This is a genomic window from Aquimarina amphilecti, from assembly GCF_900109375.1.
In the GTDB taxonomy this organism is placed as follows: Bacteria; Bacteroidota; Bacteroidia; order Flavobacteriales; family Flavobacteriaceae; genus Aquimarina; species Aquimarina amphilecti.
On sequence record NZ_FOAB01000002.1, the window covers coordinates 418,689 to 438,147 of the forward strand.

Annotated in this window: 14 protein-coding genes and 1 tRNA gene; 11 read left to right on the forward strand and 4 right to left on the reverse strand. The window is 33.2% G+C overall.

Going from position 1 to position 19,459, the window contains the following annotated elements:
- Positions 1-115: 115 nt before the first annotated feature.
- The 5 genes from BMY33_RS06135 to BMY33_RS06155 all read left to right on the forward strand — a co-directional run bounded on the left by BMY33_RS06135 (position 116) and on the right by BMY33_RS06155 (position 10,947).
- A complete protein-coding gene (locus tag BMY33_RS06135) occupies positions 116-3,265 on the forward strand; it encodes a SusC/RagA family TonB-linked outer membrane protein (protein WP_091406701.1) in 3,150 nt (1,049 codons plus the stop codon).
- Positions 3,266-3,292: 27 nt separating this feature from the next.
- Entirely contained in the window at positions 3,293-4,843 is a 1,551-nt protein-coding gene (locus tag BMY33_RS06140; protein WP_170837018.1) for a RagB/SusD family nutrient uptake outer membrane protein, read from the forward strand.
- A 13-nt stretch (positions 4,844-4,856) separates the two neighbouring features.
- Positions 4,857-6,059, forward strand: a complete 1,203-nt coding sequence (locus tag BMY33_RS06145) for a hypothetical protein (RefSeq protein ID WP_091406705.1) — start codon at positions 4,857-4,859, stop codon at positions 6,057-6,059.
- A gap of 99 nt (positions 6,060-6,158) precedes the next feature.
- Complete coding sequence (locus BMY33_RS06150) at positions 6,159-7,538, forward strand: endo-1,4-beta-xylanase (protein ID WP_091406707.1); 1,380 nt, start codon at positions 6,159-6,161, stop codon at positions 7,536-7,538.
- A 343-nt stretch (positions 7,539-7,881) separates the two neighbouring features.
- On the forward strand, positions 7,882-10,947 hold the full coding sequence (locus tag BMY33_RS06155; RefSeq protein WP_091406710.1) for a glycosyl hydrolase family 8: 3,066 nt from the start codon (positions 7,882-7,884) through the stop codon (positions 10,945-10,947).
- 111 nt (positions 10,948-11,058) lie between these two features.
- Here BMY33_RS06155 and BMY33_RS06160 read toward each other — a convergent pair.
- Together BMY33_RS06160 and BMY33_RS06165 are read right to left on the reverse strand one after the other, a co-directional pair.
- A tRNA-Ala gene (locus BMY33_RS06160) sits at positions 11,059-11,132 on the reverse strand.
- Positions 11,133-11,192: 60 nt separating this feature from the next.
- Positions 11,193-11,996 carry a universal stress protein gene (locus BMY33_RS06165; RefSeq protein WP_091406712.1) on the reverse strand — a complete coding sequence of 268 codons (804 nt, stop codon included), beginning with the start codon at positions 11,994-11,996 and terminating at the stop codon, positions 11,193-11,195.
- Between the two features lie 187 nt (positions 11,997-12,183).
- Between BMY33_RS06165 and BMY33_RS06170 the strand changes: the two genes are divergently transcribed.
- The 3 genes from BMY33_RS06170 (at position 12,184) to BMY33_RS06180 (ending at position 14,997) form a co-directional block, all read left to right on the forward strand.
- Complete coding sequence (locus tag BMY33_RS06170) at positions 12,184-12,687, forward strand: GNAT family N-acetyltransferase (RefSeq protein ID WP_091406714.1); 504 nt, start codon at positions 12,184-12,186, stop codon at positions 12,685-12,687.
- Positions 12,684-14,015 (forward strand): MATE family efflux transporter, encoded by a 1,332-nt coding sequence (locus BMY33_RS06175; RefSeq protein ID WP_091406716.1) that lies wholly within the window; start codon positions 12,684-12,686, stop codon positions 14,013-14,015. Before BMY33_RS06170 ends, BMY33_RS06175 begins: the two co-directional genes overlap by 4 nt.
- Before the next feature lie 214 nt (positions 14,016-14,229).
- On the forward strand, positions 14,230-14,997 hold the full coding sequence (locus BMY33_RS06180) for an enoyl-CoA hydratase/isomerase family protein (protein WP_091406717.1): 768 nt from the start codon (positions 14,230-14,232) through the stop codon (positions 14,995-14,997).
- A 142-nt stretch (positions 14,998-15,139) separates the two neighbouring features.
- On the opposite strand, the gene BMY33_RS06185 is transcribed toward BMY33_RS06180, so the two are convergent.
- Positions 15,140-15,988, reverse strand: coding sequence for an NmrA family NAD(P)-binding protein (locus BMY33_RS06185; RefSeq protein ID WP_091406719.1), 849 nt, complete (start codon positions 15,986-15,988; stop codon positions 15,140-15,142).
- A gap of 124 nt (positions 15,989-16,112) precedes the next feature.
- Between BMY33_RS06185 and BMY33_RS06190 the strand changes: the two genes are divergently transcribed.
- The 3 genes from BMY33_RS06190 to BMY33_RS06200 all read left to right on the forward strand — a co-directional run bounded on the left by BMY33_RS06190 (position 16,113) and on the right by BMY33_RS06200 (position 17,810).
- Positions 16,113-16,460, forward strand: a complete 348-nt coding sequence (locus BMY33_RS06190) for a winged helix-turn-helix transcriptional regulator (RefSeq protein ID WP_091406721.1) — start codon at positions 16,113-16,115, stop codon at positions 16,458-16,460.
- A 78-nt stretch (positions 16,461-16,538) separates the two neighbouring features.
- The gene (locus tag BMY33_RS06195; protein ID WP_091406724.1) at positions 16,539-16,991 is read left to right on the forward strand and encodes a 6-pyruvoyl trahydropterin synthase family protein; all 453 of its coding nucleotides are present in this window, start codon (positions 16,539-16,541) and stop codon (positions 16,989-16,991) included.
- Positions 16,992-17,033: 42 nt separating this feature from the next.
- Positions 17,034-17,810, forward strand: a complete 777-nt coding sequence (locus BMY33_RS06200; protein ID WP_425284220.1) for a UDP-2,3-diacylglucosamine diphosphatase — start codon at positions 17,034-17,036, stop codon at positions 17,808-17,810.
- Positions 17,811-17,866: 56 nt separating this feature from the next.
- On the opposite strand, the gene BMY33_RS06205 is transcribed toward BMY33_RS06200, so the two are convergent.
- The gene (locus tag BMY33_RS06205; RefSeq protein WP_091406726.1) at positions 17,867-19,408 is read right to left on the reverse strand and encodes an Ig-like domain-containing protein; all 1,542 of its coding nucleotides are present in this window, start codon (positions 19,406-19,408) and stop codon (positions 17,867-17,869) included.
- Positions 19,409-19,459 lie beyond the last annotated feature (51 nt).

Genomic DNA, 19,459 nt, shown 5'->3' on the forward strand with positions numbered 1-19,459 from the left:
CTTTGATTAATTGGTATATCTAAAACAAGTTGTAAGGGACAAGGAATACTAATATAAAGGGCAACAAAAGTAGCTATCACGCACTTTAAACTTAACTACATAAAAACAATGTCATATGATAAGACTTAAACTAGCAATTATTGCATTTATTTTAATTGGAACACAGCACGTTTTTTCGCAAGAAGATAATGTCAGTGGAACAGTTACGGATAAATCTAATTTGCCATTACCAGGCGTTACTGTTTTGGTAAAAGGCACTACCAATGGTGCTTTAACCGATTTTGACGGTAATTATGAATTACAAGGGGTATCCAAAGGAGATATTATAGTTTTTTCCTATGTTGGAATGCAAACGACACAAAAAATTATTGTTGATTCTCGACAAATTAATGTCGTAATGATCCCTGAGGCCACAGATTTAGAACAGGTGGTAGTTATAGGATATGGACAAAGTAGAAAAAAGGATCTTACATCCGCCATATCTACTATTAGTGGAGATGTTTTAGAAAAACAAGTTGTTACTAATATTGATCAGGGGATTCAAGGATTAGTATCTGGGGTTACTGTGACTCGAAGCACAGGTAGACCAGGAGGAGCAGTTTCTGTAAGAATACGTGGAACTACATCAGTAACAGGATCTAATGAGCCATTATATATTATTGATGGAGTAAACGTTCAGAATTCAGAGAGTGATTCTTTTAACTTTTCACGTTTTGGAGGAACTGGTGGACAAACTGCAATAAGCCCTCTTTCTGCATTGAACCCTAACGATATCGAATCAATAACAGTTTTAAAAGATGCTTCTGCTGCAGCTATATATGGTGCGCAATCATCTAATGGAGTGGTTCTGATTACTACAAAAAGAGGAAAAGCCGGAAAAGCTAAGATAAGCTATGAGACATATGCAGGTATTCAGACAGTTCCTAAGTTATTAGATATGATGAACCTAAGAGAATTTGCAGCATATTCAAATGAGGTTAGACAGAGTCCTTCAACTAATTTACCATCAGCTCCCCAGTTTGAGAATCCAAATATTTTAGGAGACGGAACAAACTGGCAAAGAGAAATTTTTAGAGCTGCTCCAATAACGAATCATCAATTATCAATTTCTGGAGGAAAAGAGAAAACAAAATTCTATGCTTCAGCTAATTATTTTGATCAGGAAGGTATTGTAATCAATTCTGGTCTTAGAAGATTTGGATTACGATTAAATTTAGATTACAAGTATAATGATTGGATCAAATTTGGACACAACATAAACCTAAGTAGTTCATTAGAGCAAATAGGATTAAATGATTCTCGAAATGGGACCATTATCAATGCATTAAGACAGACTCCTAATGTACCTGTTAGAAATCCTGATGGAACCTTTGGTTCTCCAGAAAACGGTTTAGGTAATACAGGAGCATTAAATCCAATAGCCGCTTCAGAAATAAGAAACAGTACGCTAGAAAGGTTTAAAATGAATGGAAATATTTATCTGGATCTTAAATTAGCGAATAATCTTAAGTTTAGAACAGATTTAGGGTATGACTATAATACAGCTAAAACGCAAAGTTTCTTCCCTACTTATGATTTTGGATCACTTTCTAATCGCTTAAATTCCTCTTTTAGAGCAGCCAATGAAGGGTTATATTACCTATTCAAAAATTATTTAACCTATACTCCTAGTTTTGGAAATCATAATTTTGATATTTTACTAGGGACAGAAGCTCAGAAAACAGAATTTCAAGGATTGTCTGGACAAAGATCTAATTTTCCTAGTAATGATGTTCCTGGTTTAAATACAGGAGATGCTGAGACATCTTTATCCGAATCATTTGAAGGTGCAGCTTCTCTCTTATCATATTTTGGTAGAATTAATTATGATTATAATTCAAAATATTTATTTTCAGCATCCTTACGATATGATGGTTCTTCAAAATTTGGACCTAATAATAGATGGGGGTTATTCCCATCAGTATCTGCAGCATGGGTAGTAAGTGATGAACCTTTTATGGAGAGTATTTCTAGTGCTTGGAGTTATTTTAAAATTCGAGCTGGATATGGAACCAGTGGAAACCAGGATATAAATAATTTTCTGTATCTAAGTTTTCTTAGAAACCAAAACACCGCACTTGGAAGTGGATTTAGCTTAGCTAATTTTAATAACCCTAATGTTGCTTGGGAATCCTTAATCTCTCCAAACCTAGGAGTAGAACTTGGCTTCTTGGATAACAATATTAGATTGGATGTAGATGTATATAGAAAAACATCCAAAGATTTCTTAGCTACCAGACCTATACCAGGTTTCTTAGGTAGTTTGAATACTTTATCTTTTATAGGAGTTAATGCACCTGTAGAAAATTTTGGTGAAATGATCAATGATGGTATTGATGTTACCTTAAATACAAAGAACATTACGAATGAAAAATTCAGTTGGGATACCAATATTGTATTTAGTTTATATCGTAATGAGATTACTGAATTATCAGGTGATAATGATGCTATCATTGGAACATTACAAGATGAGGAAATTATTGCGAATCTAACAAGGTCAGAAGTAGGACAACCTATCGGAATGTTCTATGGTTTTGTAACGGATGGGCTATTTAGAGATATTGATGAATTGACAGGTACTGAACCTGCTGCTATTCCTGCAGAAAGCTCTGTAGATGAAGCTACAGGAACTTGGTTAGGTGATGTTAGATTTAAAGATTTAAATGGAGATGGTGTAATTGATGACAACGATAGAACATTTATTGGAAATCCACATCCAGATTTCACTTTTAGTATGACCAATAATTTCCGATATGGAATGTTTGATTTATCAGTGTTCTTACAAGGAACTTATGGAAATGACATTTATAATTACACCCGTACCTATATTGAAGGAGTTAACCGATTTAATGCAAATCAAGCTACTTCTGTAATTGATAGATATAGTGCTACGAATACTGATGGAAGTTTACCAAGATACTCTGATGGAGATAAAAACGGAAATATTAGAGTATCCGATAGATTTATAGAAGATGGTTCTTACCTAAGAATTCAGAGTGTTACTTTGGGATGTACATTACCTAAAGGCACTTTTGGAGAAAAAATTAAGTTTTTTGATCAGATAAGAGTGTATACAACAATACAAAATTTATACACATTTACGAACTACTCAGGATATGATCCTGAAGTAGGATCACTTAATCAAAGTGCTTTATTTAAAGGTATAGATTTTGGAAGATATCCTGTCCCAAGAACAATGACACTTGGACTTAATGTACAATTTTAACTTGAAAAAGAAAATAATATGTTTAGTATGAAAAGTATAAAGAGAATTTTTACATATGCTATTGTATTGACCTTTCTCTCATCTTGTGGTGAAGATTTTTTAGAAATAGAGGTTGTTGATTCTATTACTGAAGATAATTTTTATCAAACGGATGAACAATTATTGGCTGGAGCTAATTCCTTGTATGGGCAATCCTTTTTTACAACGAATGATAAGTTTATGTATTCATTGGATATGTTAGCGGGTAACTCTATTGGTTTTGAATCAGATGCTCCTTGGAGATTGTTTTCCGTTGGAGTAAATAATGGAGTATTACTAGAAGGTTGGGAAGGTTTTTATAAAGGAATTGCGGATGCAAATCAATTATTAAAAGTGGTTAGTCAACCATTAAATGATGAAATTTCTGAAGATGTAAGAAATCAAGTAGAAGGTGAAGCTCGATTTGTGCGTGCTTTTTCCTATTTTTATTTAGTACGCCTTTGGGGAGAAATTCCAGTAATCGATGAGGTAACTTCAGATACTTCAACCCTATATCCGCTAAATACAGTTTCTAGTATTTATGATTTTATAGAAAGTGATTTACAAAAAGCTGCAGAGTTATTGCCTGATGGAACGGCAGGTGGCATACGAGTTGGAAAAACAGCCGCTTGGTCGTACCTAGCAGAAATGTATTTAACACGTAAAGAATATGATAAGGCTAGAGATTATGCCCAGTTGGTAATAGATAGTGGGATACATAGTTTACAAGCTAATTATCAAGATCAGTTTATAAATCCCTCAGAAAGTGTGAATGGTGAAGGTATCTATCGATGGGTTTGGACATCAATTAATGGATTATGGGGTATTCAGAATACCAACCAAGCATACCTTATTGCTAGTGATGATGTGATTGGCAATGATGGTTCATTTGGTTCTGTATCTCCAAGTATTGATTTATTTCTCTCCTTTGATAATGTTACTGATGCAGGAGAAGAAGATTTACGTAGACAATGGATTATTTGTGAACCTGGAAGATTCTATCCTGAGTTGTTAACTAGTGAAGGCGGATGGACGTTCCCAGAAAATGGAGATGATTCTTCAACCAGATTAAGATATAGAAAATATGTAGTAGGATCATTGGAGGAACATCCAAATGTGTTCTTTATGAGAACAGATATGAGTACCCAATTAATGAGATATGCAGATGTACTATTGATCTATGCCGAGGCAATAATGGGTGATGCCGATTCCACTGGAGATGCAACAGCAGTAGATGCATTTAATCAAATAAGAAGAAGAGCAGGGTTATCCGAAAAAGGAATGATCACAAGGCAGTCTCTTACAGATGAAAGGAGAATAGAATTTGCTTTTGAAGCAGGTAAATTCTGGTTGGATTTAGTAAGAATGGATAGGGAGACCGCAAAATCTATTATTAGAGGTCAGGATAGAGGAACGGTAAATACATTAGTTCCGTTTAATGTAGAATCGTTTTTTATAGAAAATATTGATGATAATGACTTTTTGTTGCCAATACCATCTACAGAGTTATCATTTATAGATACAGCTAGTCCTGCGGTAGATTATGTAATTAATGACTAATAAATAAGTAATGATGAAAAAAAATAAAGAAATGATGTATATCAAGAAGTTGCTTGTTTTGTGCTCAGTAATTAGCTTATTGGTATGTATATCATCTTGTAATGATGATAACGAAAATGGACTTCAGTTTGGAGATCCAGAAATAGTAAATATAGTATCACTTGGTGATGAACCTGCTATTAATGAGGGGTTTCCTGAAGAATTAGTTAGAGTAGAAGGTACAGGTCTTAATGATATGAAAGAAATTATTTTTGATGGAACTGTAAACACCTTTTTTAATTCCACATTAAATTCTAATGTAGCATTATTTTTTAATGTTCCATTTGATGTGGATCAAGGAAGTCGTTTTGGAAATCAAACGGTAACCTTTACGAACCTATATGGAGAATCTGTTTCTACAGAATTTACGATTAAGCAACCAGGTCCTACCTTAACAGTAGCAGATACATTTTCTCCATCAAAAGGAGAAGGAGGTATCGAGATGAGAGCATTCGGCAACTGGTTTTTTAATGTAGAAGATGTACTTGTTGATGGAGAATCAGTAGGAGATTTTACTGTAGTTTCTCCACGGGAAATTCTGTTTACTTTTCCTGAAGGAAAGACCGAAACCACGATTTTTACTGTAGTTACGGCTGGAGGAATGGTTTCTAAAGATCTACCTATCGTTGGAGGTATTGTTCAGATTTTATTTAGTGATTTTGATGGAAATGGAATACCAAATATTAATAATGATTATAACGCAGACTGGTTTTCTTACGGAGATAATATCTTTCAAGTTAGTAACGGTCTTGGTGTAGATGGGAGTGGTGGAGCAGAAATTGTTTGGGATGATACAGGTACAGATGGTTTTACAGGAAGTGGTCATCAAGAAGTAGCTCCTGTTACTACTTCAACTGATTCGGAGAATGCATTTATTCTTCTTGATATTAATGGAGATGATTATCCAGGGACCGTTATGGAGTTTATCTTAAAAGATGCAACTACAGATAACTGGATTTTTAAAGTTCCTTTAACAGGATCAGGATGGCAAACATTAAGATTAAAACTATCCGATTTTGGATTTGGCTTTGATGTTAACAACCAAAGTATGGGTGACCCAAATCCTGCTACACTCGTAGCGGTAAGAATGCAAATAAGTCACGAAGGTGATACCGGAGTAGTACCATCAGGTTATAGATATGATAATCTGAAACTAGAGGTGTTAGAGCTTGACTAAAACCCTTTTCAAAAAATAATAATAACGCATATCCAGAGGAATTTCATCTAATTCGATTGGTTTTACTTCTCTGGATACGTGTTCTATAAAATAATTACAATGAAAATAGAAAAAGTATATAGTAAGGTCATTTACGCCTTGTTTTTTATTACGTTGATGAACCTTATAGCTTGTTCTGATGATGATAATACAGTAAGTTTTTCAGCAATCCCACCGGTTGCACAAGATGCGTCTGAAATTAATTTTACGAGTTTTACTGCTAATTGGAGCAATGTGTTTTTGGCAAGTGGATATGAGTTAGATGTAGCTACCGATCCTAATTTTGGATCCTTTGTACAAGGATATGAAAGTTTAGCAGTAAATCAGTTATTTCAAGATATATCAGGTTTATCCTTAAATACGCAATATTACTATAGAGTAAGGGCTATAGTAAATGGTGTTGTTTCCGAAAACTCAAATACTATCAGTGTAGAAACCAATGAGGAATTTCCGGATGATATAACCTTAAAATCTGCTACAGAGAATAATTTCTTTGTTGGAGTTGCAGTATCTGAAGCTAGAACTAATATAACTGCCTATGATGACCTGTATACAAGAGAATTTAGCAGTATTACTGCCGAAAATGATATGAAAATGGCTTCTATTTTTACAGGTATAGATGGTTCGGGAAATATTATTTATGATTGGAGTAAAATAGATGCACTAGTTGCTTACGCAGAAGCGAATAGTCTAAATGTGCACGGACATACCTTAATATGGCATAGAAGTATTCCGGAAGCTTTAGAGAATTTTAGCGGTACGGATCAGGAATTCGAAGATTTAATAGAACAATATATTACTGATGTGTTTACAAGATATCAAGGTAAAATAAATTCTTGGGATGTTGTAAATGAAGCTATAGATGATGATGCAGGTACTCAATGGAGAAATACTTTATTCTTACAGCGAATGGGAGATGATTATGTAGAAAAATGTTTTGCTTTTGCCAGAGCTGCTGACTCCAATGTAAAATTGTTTTATAACGATTATAACATGACCTTTGACGGTACAAAAAGAGGAAAAGTACTAGTGTTGGTAGATGACTTGTTAGCAAATAATCTTATTGATGGTGTGGGTTATCAGATGCATATAGATTATAATTTCCCTAGTAGAGAGCAGATACAAGAAGCTACGGATGAATTAGTGGCAAAGGATGTATTGGTTCATTTTGCAGAATTGGATGTAAAGGTTAATGCCGCAAATGATTTAACAGAATTGACGGAAGAAAGATCTCAGGCACAAAGACAAAGAGTGCGAGAAGTAGTTGAGATTTTTAATGCAATTCCGCAGAACAAAAAATATGCAATAACAGTTTGGGGTTTAAAAGATGATGATACTTGGCTAATTCCCGAAAACAATGGTCGACCGGAGTGGCCTTTACTATTTGATGCTTCCTTTGATAAAAAATCTGCATACCAAGGATTTTTAGAAGGATTATAATAAATTTATTTCCATAATCAATCGTCATAATTAGTCCCTGTAAATGTATTTTACGGGGATTTTTATTTCTAAGCATATGAATTAGTTGCCCATTTTACTTTTTTTGATATGGTTTTTTACGAAAACGTTTTCGTAAAAAATATAAAAATTACACAATTCAAAAATGAATATAAATATTTGATTATAAGTGATTTGATTGCTTTTTGGTGATTGTTTTTGTCTAAAACAAAGTTGTTAATTAGTTGCCTTTTCTAAAGAATTTTTATGTGTTGCATTGTTTGCTAATTGTTTTTATATAAATGTCATAGTTTAGATTAACCAAATTTCTAAACACACACTTCTTATGAAAACAATTAAAACTATTTTTTTAAAATTATTTTTACTCTGTGGAGTAATCGTTTCTGGACAAACTACTGTTCAGATTGAAGATTTAAACATTAGCGGTCCGTATGTAGGAGCAATTGATTCACCATTTAACGGTATTGGTTTTTATGGTAATGGTGATAAAGCCGAAGGATCAATTAATCTTTCAACATTACCAGGTCTATATAAAGTAGAAATAATAGGAGCATCCTCCAATGATACTGAGGCTAAGATTAATTTAAATATAGGCGATAATGTTAGTTCGTTTAATTTTTCTGGAGCTTCTACTTCTAATAGTTCTAGAGAGATTACCATTATAGGCAGTAGTCCTCTTAATTTTTCTTTAGAATTAATAACAGATAATGGATCAAATGATACATTTTTAGATCGAATTACTTTTACCTTTTTGGGATCTCCACCACCACCAAGACAAGCTCCGGTTATTCCGGCAGTACCTTCATTCGAATCTGGGATATATAGAAACATGTTTGTAGAATCTGGAAAAACAGAAACCGAAGTGCAACAAAAGATGAACGCTATTTGGGATCAATATTTTGTAACTGGTAACACTAATAATGAAAGGCTTTACTATGAAGTAGGTAGTGATATGGCTTATATTTTGGATACAGGAAATAATGATATAAGATCTGAAGGTATGTCCTATGGAATGATGATCTGCGTTCAATTAGGAAAGAAAAGTCAATTTGATAAATTATGGCGTTTTGCAGAGACATATAGTCAACACCCTGCAGGTAGTGATAGAGAAGGGTTATTCTCTTGGCAATTAAATAGATCTAACTTTTCTATGATCGATGAGAATTCTGCACCTGATGGAGAAGAGTACTTTGTAACAGCTTTGTTCTTTGCTGATGCACTTTGGGGTAGTAGTGGTTCTATAAATTATAGAGCAGAGGCAAATTATATTCTTGATAGTATGCTTAACAAACCAGCTCCCAGTTCAGGTTCTTGCCCTACAGGATTGGTAGATCAAGACGAAAAACAAATAGTCTTTGGAATTTGTGGGAACTCTGCAAGTTTTACGGATCCATCCTATCATCTTCCTGCTTTTTATGAAATATGGGCGATAGAAGCTGCTAGTAACAATCAATTATGGACGGATATGGCAACAATAAGTCGTACCTATTTACTTCCTAGGGCGGCACATCCCCAGACTGGATTAATGCCAGATTATTCAGAGTTTGATGGCAGACCTGTTAATCAAGGGAATCATGGGAATTTTGAATTTGATGCTTGGCGAAACATTATGAACATGGGATTCGATTTTGCTTGGTTTCAGAAAAGTAAAAATGATATACAGCCATTAATAGACAAGCAGATCAATTTTTTTAAAGATAAACCGGGATACAGTACTCTATGGACATTGGATGGTTCGTTTAGTAGAAATAATGACCATTCTCCTGGTTTAGTAGCTTGTAATGCAGTTGGAGCTTTGGCTCTAGAAGATGCAAAAGTATGGCCGTTTGTAGATGAGTTTTTTGATACTCCAATACCTTCAGGTCAATTTAGATATTATGATGGGTTGTTATATATGATGAGTTTTATGCATTTGTCAGGAAATTTTAAAGCAATTACGGATAACGTAGATACTTCTGATTGTAATGGTACACCTTTCCCAACAGCTACAGTAACTGGAACTGATGAAACTACAGTAGGAGCTAATGATGGAAAAATTACTTTTGCTTTTTCTGATGTTTCTGGTAGAAGTGCTATAGAGTTTAGTAATGATGGAGGTTCAACATATCCTATAAATGTGAATGATAATTCAGGCTCTGCTACATTTAATAATGTTGCTCCTGGAACTTATAGTGTATGGGTACGTTGGGGGAATAATGATTGTCCTACTAGTTTAGGTAATGTGGTAATAGGAGAAGGAGATACTGTAGATCCTGCACAATCACCATTTGTAAGTCATACTATTCCAGGGACAATACAAGCAGAAGATTATGATAATGGGGGACAAGGAATTGCTTATATTGATTCTGACTCGGGTAATAATGGTGGACAAGGAAGAACAAATGAAGGTGTTGATTTACAAAATACAACCGATAATGGTGGTGGCACTAATGTAGGGTGGACAGCTAATGGAGAATGGTTAGAGTATACGATAGAAGATGTTACTCAGGGAACTTATGATATAATAATAAGAGTGGCAAGTACTCAAAATAATTCCAAATCGATGTCTCTTAAGTTGGGAACATCAGAATTAGCTTCAGTAGCTATTCCTAATACCAATGGATGGCAGTCTTGGCAGAATGTTCGAATAGAAAATGTTGAAATTACAAGTGGGAGTATGAATCAAGTTCTTAGGTTAGATATTTCTGGAGGTCTTTATAATATTAATTGGATAAGATTTGAAGAATCTGATAGTAATACAGGAGACTCTAATTGTGAAAAAATTGAAGCAGAAAATAATACAGATAATTTTTATCAATTGAATAATGCAAATGGGATAGTAACTAATATTAGTTATTCTCATTGGTTGAAGTTTGACAATGTGGATATATCAGGAGGTAAATTTACATTTAGATACTCTAAAGGAAATAACCAAAATGGTTATATGAAGCTAAGAATTGATAACAATGAGGATAGTAATAATATTGCTGAAATATATCCAGAAAATACGGGAGGATGGAATAACTATGTAGAGAAAACTGTTAATATATCTGGTTCGGGGAATCATGTAGTTTACCTCTATTTCCATGATGCAAGTAGAAATATTCAGTTAGATTGGATAAGTTTTGAATCTGACTGTGAACAGCGAGTATTTGAAGAAGATTTACTTAAAGAAGAAACAGAAAATATTCAGGTGTTTCCTAATCCAAGTAATGGAACGGTTAATATTCTATTGTCGGAATATAATGACACTAACAAGATTACTTTATTTGATCTTTCTGGAAGAGCGGTAAGAAGTATCGATACTATTAGACAAAAAGATCATACGATACATGGTCTTAGCAAAGGAGTTTATCTTCTAAAAGTATATAAAACCAAAAAGGCAATAGTTAAGAAGTTAGTTATTAATTGATGTTTTTTTGAGTACTATTCAATATCAAAAATTGGAAGTGTTCAATACTTTTGAAATAGTAATATATTGACAAACAGTTATGAAAAAAAATCATAACTGTTTGTTTATCTGTGGAGAAGATGGGACTCGAACCCACGACCTCTTGACTGCCAGTCAAGCACTCTAGCCAGCTGAGCTACATCCCCATATTTATTTTTACAATGTTATTTGTTTTGATGAGGAAGAAATTATACCCCTAATTCTATTTAGTAAGTAGCCCCTTTAAGCACTAATAATGGGATTCTACTTTCGAAATCTTTTTTTAGCACTTTATTATCTTCCCAAAGTTTCCCAAAAAATCCTCTATTACGTCTTAAGACACACAATAAATCAGGGTTATTTTCATTAAGATGTTCTAAAACCCCTTGAAATAGTGTTGCATTTTCAGAAGATTTGTAGGAACTAATTAATGTTGCTAAATCTTTTTTAAACTCCATATCTTCGGGCAAGAAATCTGATGTTTTTACTTGAAGAAGTTTCATCTCAGGACTAAACGTATTTAAAATTTCTATAATAGGAGATAATGTGTTTTGTTTTTTAATAATTCCAGATTTTATAGCCATTAAAACTTTCGCTATCGGTTTAAACACATAATTCTCAGGAATTATTAATACAGGGATTTCAGTTTTTTTTAATAAGCTTCCAGAAGTTTCACCAAGGAAATAGGGATTTTTAATATCATCACTTTCTGCACCCAATACAATTAAATCAATAGAATGTTTCAGGTTAAATTCTGGAATAGCTTCTAACAAATCGTTCTCTAAAGGTAATGGAATAACATCAACACCTTTTTTATCAACTACGGTAAGCTTCTCTTCTATAGTATTTGCAGAGATACCTTTAAGGGTTTTATTTACAGATGGAAGACTACCAGACCTTGGTAACTGTTTAAAAACCTCTACAGCATATACTGTTCCGCCAAGTTCTTTTGCAAAATCAATTACATATTGAAGTCGAGCTATACTAACAGAGTTTTCAGACAGACCTAAAGGAACAAGAATATTTTTCATTTCTAAGCTTGATTTGTGTTTTAGGATGCAAAATTACAATTTTTGACCAGCAAATCTTTGTTTTTAGAACCCGAAGATAGACTAGCTATGATTTCTTTTCTTAAAGTTTATATAAAATGATGTTTAGTCATACTTCAAATCTCTTCTGAGAAGGAATAGTTTGTATTTTTGGGATTTGTAAAAAAGTATGATCCGTAAAGCTATACCTTCCGATTTAAACGCTATTCATAAGTTAACCCAATCTTGTGCAAAGGCAATGATAGTAAAAGAAATTTATCAGTGGAATGAACACTACCCTACTCGATCTCGTTTTGAGAAAGATGTCGAATTACAGGAGTTATATGTTCTAGAGGAAGAAGACCTGATAAAAGGAATTATTGTAATTACCGAATTGATGGATGACGAATACATTCCAATTGAATGGATAACTACAGAAAATAAAAACAATCTTTATATACATAGATTGGCAGTACATCCAGATTATTGGGGCGAAGGATATGCTCGACAATTAATGAATTGGGCAGAGACTTATGCAAAAAGCAATGAATATATATCTATTCGTCTGGATACGTTTAGCCAGAATAAAAGGAATCAACAGTTTTATGAAACCAGAGGATATAAAAAGTTAGGGGATATTTTCTTTCCTAAACAAAGTGAATACCCTTTTCATTGTTATGAATTAGTATTGTGAGTAGTGTTATAAGTTTTAAAAATATAAACCGACTGGCAATTCCTGCTATTATTGCTGGAATTGCAGAACCAGTGCTATCAGCTACTGATACTGCTATTGTAGGGAACATCCCTGTAACAGGGACAGAATCTTTAGCAGCCGTGGGGATTGTGGGAACTTTTTTATCTGCATTAATTTGGATATTAGCACAAACCCGAGCCGTTATATCTGCTATCATATCTCAATATTTAGGTGCTGGAAAGATTGAAGAAGTACAAACACTTCCTGCCCAAGTTATTCTTTTTAATATTGGGTTAAGTATTCTGATTCTAATAGCTACTGTTCCTTTTATTAAAGAAATATTTGTTTTGTTAAAGGCAGAGGGTCAGGTACTAGATTATTGTATATCATATTACCGTATTAGAGTTTGGGGCTTTCCATTATCACTTTTTGTATTTGCCATTTTTGGGATATTTAGAGGATTACAAAATACGTTTTGGCCAATGATCATAGCACTTATAGGTGTTGCGGCTAATATTATTTTAGATTTTGTTTTGGTCTATGGAATAGATGGATTAGTAGAACCCATGCACTTAGAAGGTGCAGCCTGGGCAAGTTTATGTTCTCAGTTTTTAATGGCCATATTGTCCTTTATTCTATTGATCAAAAAAACAAATGTTTCTCTTAAATTGGTGATGCCAATTCATCCAGAAATGAAGCGTTTTTTGATTATGAGTATGAATTTATTCATTCGATCTATTGCATTGAACACGACAATAGTACTTGCTGCTCGAGAAGCTACTAGTTTAGGAACTAATTTCATTGCAGCGCATAGTATTGCAATACAGTTATGGCTGTTCTTTGCGTTTTTTATTGATGGATATGGAGGAGCTGGTAATATTTTAGGAGGAAGATTACTAGGAGCAAAAGATTATAAAAACCTCGTTGCGATGTCTAAAAAAGTGAATATATACGGGATTATAGTAGGGTGTATTCTTGGAGGGCTTTCTTTATTAATACCAGAGCGATTAGGTTTGATTTTTACAAAAGATCCAGAAGTATTAACTGTATTTACTGGTTTTTTCTATTTAGTAGTGATTGCATTGCCTATCAATGCATTGGCTTTTGTTGGTGATGGGATATTCAAAGGGCTTGGAGAAACTGGATTTTTGCGAAATGTATTAGTAGGATCTACTTTTTTGGGATTTATCCCAATGTTACTAATCGCTAGATATTTTGATTGGAAACTTTATGGTGTATGGATTGCAATTACAGTTTGGATGCTAATTAGAGGATTAGCCTTAGTTGTTAAGTTTAGAAATAAGTATTATCCATTAGCAAATACTTAAAATGCAAATTTTAAAATTGCCATCACTATAATTACGTATAAACAGATTAGAATTGCTACTAATCTAAATTTTTCCAAATATTTTTTTTCCATGAATTAAATTTAATTTATTGAATAGGAAATATAAATACGTGTTAATACGGGTTTTATTTTATGGTATAGTACTTAGTACACGAATCTAAAATATTAGCTATTTTTATCAAAAATCTAGGACAATGACTACTACAAGAACTAATGGAAGTTTATATACTCATTCGGATAATCATATTGCAACTATCGAGTTTGGGCACCCGTCAAGTAATTCTTTTCCATCCGAATTACTCGATAGGTTAACTGAGGCTTTCAATAGGTTGTCAGAAGATTCTTCAATTCATGTTATTATCTTAAAATCAGAGGGAGAAAAAGCATTTTGTGCTGGAGCTTCTTTTGATGAATTGGTTTCGATTACAAATCTTGAGGAAGGAAAAAAATTCTTTTCGGGATTTGCTAATGTGATTAATGCAATGCGAAAATGCAAACAACCAATTATTGGAAGGATACAAGGGAAAACTGTTGGTGGAGGTGTTGGTTTGGCTTCTGCTTGTGATTATTGTATGGCTACAGAAGCAGCTTCTATTAAATTAAGCGAATTGACAATTGGCATTGGACCATTTGTAATTGAGCCTGCCGTATCAAGAAAAGTAGGATTAGCAGCCTTTGAAGCCTTGGCGTGGGATGCGTCTCAATGGAAAAATGCTTATTGGGCAAAAGATAATGGATTATTTACTAGGGTTTTTGAAACGATAACAGAGTTGGATAAAGAAATACAATTGTTTGCAGAAAAATTAGCTAGTTATAATCCAAAAGCTATTCAACAAATGAAAGAAGTAAATTGGAAAGGAACAGATCATTGGAATGAATTATTAATTGAAAGAGCTGCAGTTTCCGGAGAATTAGTGCTTTCAGAATTTACAAAAGAAGCATTAAAAAAATTTAAAAAATAAAAAATATGGACATACTCAATTTTTTAGGAGGTAATGGTTTGTTCCTAATCTTAGGAATTATATTAGTGGTGGTTTACTTTTATAATAAAAGAAAGAGGAGATAATAATGTCAGGGTATTCAATACCCTGACATTTCAAAGGTTTATTTAAAATCTCTGATCAATACATCTTCCAAAGATTCGGGATCTGAACCAGTAAGATCTTTTATGCTAGTTGTTATATTTTCAACACTACCATTTTTAATCATACCATATACTGGTATCATATATTCAGCTATAAAATCAGGAGCACCAGAATCTTTTAGAACTTTTTTGTAAGTTTCCTCATCTGGATTGGCATAAGTTATTTTTTTCTCTAAAATATCGCTTAATATGGCCGCAACATCATAATGAGTATATGATTTTGAACCAGTTAAGACATGTGTTTCTTTGTTTTTATTCTTATCTAATAATAATGCACTAATAGAAGTTCCTATATCGCGTGAAGAAACAAAAGAAGATTTTCCTTCTCCAGCCGGAGAAAAAAGGATAGCTCTATCCAGTATGTTTTCACGTTCGTAGTTGGCAAAATTTTGCATGAAAAAACTTGGTCGAACAACATTCCAATTTAATGTTGAGTTTTTAAATTTTTCTTCCATTTTTTTATGGAATGGTAATGATTCTAGATTTTCCATACCATTTCCAGATAGATATACTATTTTGCCTTCATAATTATTGTCCTGTAGATAATTTATAAAAGGTTCTAATAATTCATAAAGCTCTAGATTTAAAGGTGGTCCAAGGACAAAAATTCCATCAGAATTTAAGGCGGAATTATACGTTTTTTCATTTTCATAATCAAAATGAACCGCGGTTACTGAATTATTAAAGAGATCCTTTGTCTTTTCGGGAGTACGTGAAGCCGCAATGATTTTCTCCCCTTTTGCTGTTAAGGAATGTATTACTTCGCTACCAATAGTGCCTGCTGCACCTGTTATAAAATATGTTGACATAATTATTCTATTTTATGAAGCAAGTTATTATCTTTAGTATCTATTGGCAAGTAGGTACCTAAAAGTAAGATACTATTTTAAAATATACTATTGTTGATAATCAGTTATTTAAAAATAAAAATTTATGAATTCTTTAGGAAATGACAAATGTAACTATCTAACTGAGTGCCCAGTAATGACTACATTAAATGTTATTGGAGGTAAATGGAAACCAGGAATATTATGGGAATTACAGAACAATGAAATACTTCGTTTTGGTCAGTTAAAAAAGAAATTAGAAAAGATTACACAAAAAATGTTAACTCAACAATTACGTGAGTTAGAAGCGGATAATATTATCATAAGAAAAGTTTATCCAGAAGTTCCACCTCGAGTAGAGTATAGACTATCTTCTTATGGGAAAAGTTTGTATCCCCTTCTTAATGAAATGGCTAATTGGGGATTTAAACATATGGCAGCGACTCAAAGTTAATCTTCTTTATTTTAAAAAATTGAATGAAAAAGAGAGCATAATGTTCATTAACTTTGCAGAAAGGTTATAAAGCAACAGATGAGTAAGATTAGAATTACTAAACAATTTTCTTTCGAAACAGGTCACGCATTATATGGATATGATGGTAAGTGTAAAAATGTTCATGGCCATAGTTATAAGTTAAGCGTCACCGTCATAGGAAGTCCTATTACAGATACATCTCACGTAAAATTGGGAATGGTGATTGATTTTGGAGATTTAAAGAAAATTGTAAAAGAAGATATAGAGGATGTCTTTGATCACGCTACCGTTTTTAATAAAAATACTCCGCATGTTGAACTAGCTGAAGAATTACAAAAAAGAGGTCACAATGTTATTTTAGTAGATTATCAACCTACTAGTGAAAATATGGTAATTGATTTTGCAAAGAAAATTAAAGCTAGACTTCCTGAGAATATTTTACTCCATTCTCTAAGGCTTAAGGAAACCGAAACTTCTTACGCAGAATGGTATGCATCGGATAATGATTAATAATGAATGTTTTTTCACTTTTTTAGTATTTAATAACCGAAAATGAAACGTATAAATTTATCTGAAGGTAAAAAAGTATATTTTGCATCTGATAATCATTTAGGAGCTCCAACATCAGAAAAGAGTTTTCCTAGGGAACAAAAATTTGTACGATGGTTAGATGAAGTTAAAAAAGATGCTGCCGCAATATTTTTATTGGGAGATCTTTTTGATTTTTGGTTTGAATATAAAACGGTAATCCCAAAGGGTTTTACAAGAACTTTAGGGAAATTGGCGGAAATTACTGATTCGGGAATTCCTGTATATTATTTCGTAGGAAACCACGATCTATGGATGAATGGATATTTCGAAGAAGAATTAAATATTCCGGTATTTCACAAACCGCAAGAGTTTATATTTAATGATAAAACTACATTTCTTATAGGACATGGAGATGGATTAGGTCCTGGTGATAAGGGATATAAACGAATGAAAAAAGTGTTTACTAACCCTGTTGCAAAATGGTTTTTTAGATGGTTACATCCAGACTTAGGGGTGAAGTTAGCTCAATACCTTTCGGTAAAAAATAAATTGATCTCTGGTGACGAAGATGTTACTTTTCTAGGAGAAGATAATGAATGGCTGGTACAATATTGTAAACGAAAGTTAGAGATAAAGTATACAGATCATTTTGTTTTTGGTCATAGACATCTTCCTATGGAAATTGATTTAAACAATACTTCTAAATATACCAATCTTGGAGATTGGATTGTTCACTATACGTACGCTGTTTTTGACGGTAATGAAATGAAGATGAAGCGGTATACCGAAGAAAAATAAAAAAGCGAACAATCATTACGATCATCCGCTTTCAAAAATCTAAGGACTGATATTTATTACTTTGCTATTTTTTTAGTAATCACGGTATCATCCAATCGTATTTTTATAATATAAAGTCCACTAGAACGCATATTTTGTTTCATTTCATTTAATGAAATAGATTTTGTACCAGATTCCATTGGACCCATATTCTTTCTAGCGATACTATTTCCTTTTAGATCTATAATTTCTACCGAAGAATAGGTTACTTTTTTAGGTAATGAAATCGTCATGTTTATATTATCAAATGTCAGAGGAACTGGATAGATACTAACTGAGTATGGCGCAGTATCTCCTTTAATTACTTCATTTAACCTGTTTGCATCTAAACCTTTGATTATAAATTTTTCCCAAGCACCAATCGCGTCTCTATTACAATTGATAGCTTTGTTACCATCTTCGTGACTTACATATTTACCATTATTCCCTTTAATTGCGTAAAGGTCACCTCCAAGAGATTCTAAGGTAAACTTTTCCCAAGATCCAACAGCATTTCTATTACAGTTCATGGGTTTACTTCCATTTTCAGAAGCTACGTATTTACCATTACTACCTTTAAAACTTACAGTTCCGTTACCCGCAGATTCAACTATGAATTTTTCGTCTGCGCCTGCGGTATTTCGATCAGCTCGCATGGTTCTTGTACCACCTTCAGAACTGACATATTTGTTAATGCTTTGTCCTAGTATTGTAACAAAACCATCTGTTCCATTATCGCCATTACCAACTGTAAATGAAATAGTTTTAGTCGTTTTAGCTCCTTTATTATCTGTGGCTTCAGCTTTTAGGGTGTAACTTCCCTCTGGTAGATTTTTTAGCGCATTATCCTGATTATTATTATTCCAAGTATAAGGACTAACGTTTTCTTGTCTAATAAAAGAGTCATTAAGATATAAGCGTACACTACTTACACCATCATTATCTGTAGCAGTAACTATTGCTTCTATAGTTGCAGGGGCTGAAAAAGTAGCATTGTTTGATGGAGTTGTAAATGAAGTGTTAGGGCCATTATTTTCTCCGTTTCCATCGCCATCGCCGCCAAATCTAGGTCTGGAACTTAACCAGTCCATATCGAATTTAGGTCCTTTACATTGACAGCCTTTACTACCTTGATCTACACGACCAGGACATACTTTTTCATCTTTAATTAGCTTACCTTGTATGTTAATTGCATCTTCATGTCCAGGTTCGTTACCACATTGTATCGTATTGTACCTGGGATCTCCGTTTGCTAGATCCCTGTAACTAGGATGTTTTTTAAGCTCATCACAGATATCTTTGATATTTCTCCCTTGTCCATTAATATCGATTTTAAAATTACCAACACCATGATCAAAAGAAGATTTACAAAAACAAAAGCCATTTGCCTGATAGCTGTCTTTCCATGAATTCGCATTAGGAACAATTCTTACACCTTGGTCAAAAGTGTCTTGACCAGTGCAACCTGTATCAGCGACGTTGACTTTAGAATTATCCGTTGGACTTGGTTGTTGGGCAATTGCAATGTTAGCAAAACATAAGAATGCTAAGGTTTTTAAGATTAATAATTTACGTTTCATGGTTTGTTGGTTTTAAGAGTAAATATTTAATAAGATAATAATTTGGTTATG

Coding starts and splice junctions, on each gene's coding strand:
- BMY33_RS06185 (WP_091406719.1), bottom strand. CDS start 15,988: ATGTCAACATATTTTATAACAGGTGCAGCAGGCACTATTGGTAGCGAA.
- BMY33_RS06135 (WP_091406701.1), top strand. CDS start 116: ATGATAAGACTTAAACTAGCAATTATTGCATTTATTTTAATTGGAACA.
- BMY33_RS06170 (WP_091406714.1), top strand. CDS start 12,184: ATGATCCGTAAAGCTATACCTTCCGATTTAAACGCTATTCATAAGTTA.
- BMY33_RS06200 (WP_425284220.1), top strand. CDS start 17,034: ATGAAACGTATAAATTTATCTGAAGGTAAAAAAGTATATTTTGCATCT.
- BMY33_RS06140 (WP_170837018.1), top strand. CDS start 3,293: ATGAAAAGTATAAAGAGAATTTTTACATATGCTATTGTATTGACCTTT.
- BMY33_RS06180 (WP_091406717.1), top strand. CDS start 14,230: ATGACTACTACAAGAACTAATGGAAGTTTATATACTCATTCGGATAAT.
- BMY33_RS06190 (WP_091406721.1), top strand. CDS start 16,113: ATGAATTCTTTAGGAAATGACAAATGTAACTATCTAACTGAGTGCCCA.
- BMY33_RS06150 (WP_091406707.1), top strand. CDS start 6,159: ATGAAAATAGAAAAAGTATATAGTAAGGTCATTTACGCCTTGTTTTTT.
- BMY33_RS06155 (WP_091406710.1), top strand. CDS start 7,882: ATGAAAACAATTAAAACTATTTTTTTAAAATTATTTTTACTCTGTGGA.
- BMY33_RS06195 (WP_091406724.1), top strand. CDS start 16,539: ATGAGTAAGATTAGAATTACTAAACAATTTTCTTTCGAAACAGGTCAC.
- BMY33_RS06165 (WP_091406712.1), bottom strand. CDS start 11,996: ATGAAAAATATTCTTGTTCCTTTAGGTCTGTCTGAAAACTCTGTTAGT.
- BMY33_RS06205 (WP_091406726.1), bottom strand. CDS start 19,408: ATGAAACGTAAATTATTAATCTTAAAAACCTTAGCATTCTTATGTTTT.
- BMY33_RS06145 (WP_091406705.1), top strand. CDS start 4,857: ATGAAAAAAAATAAAGAAATGATGTATATCAAGAAGTTGCTTGTTTTG.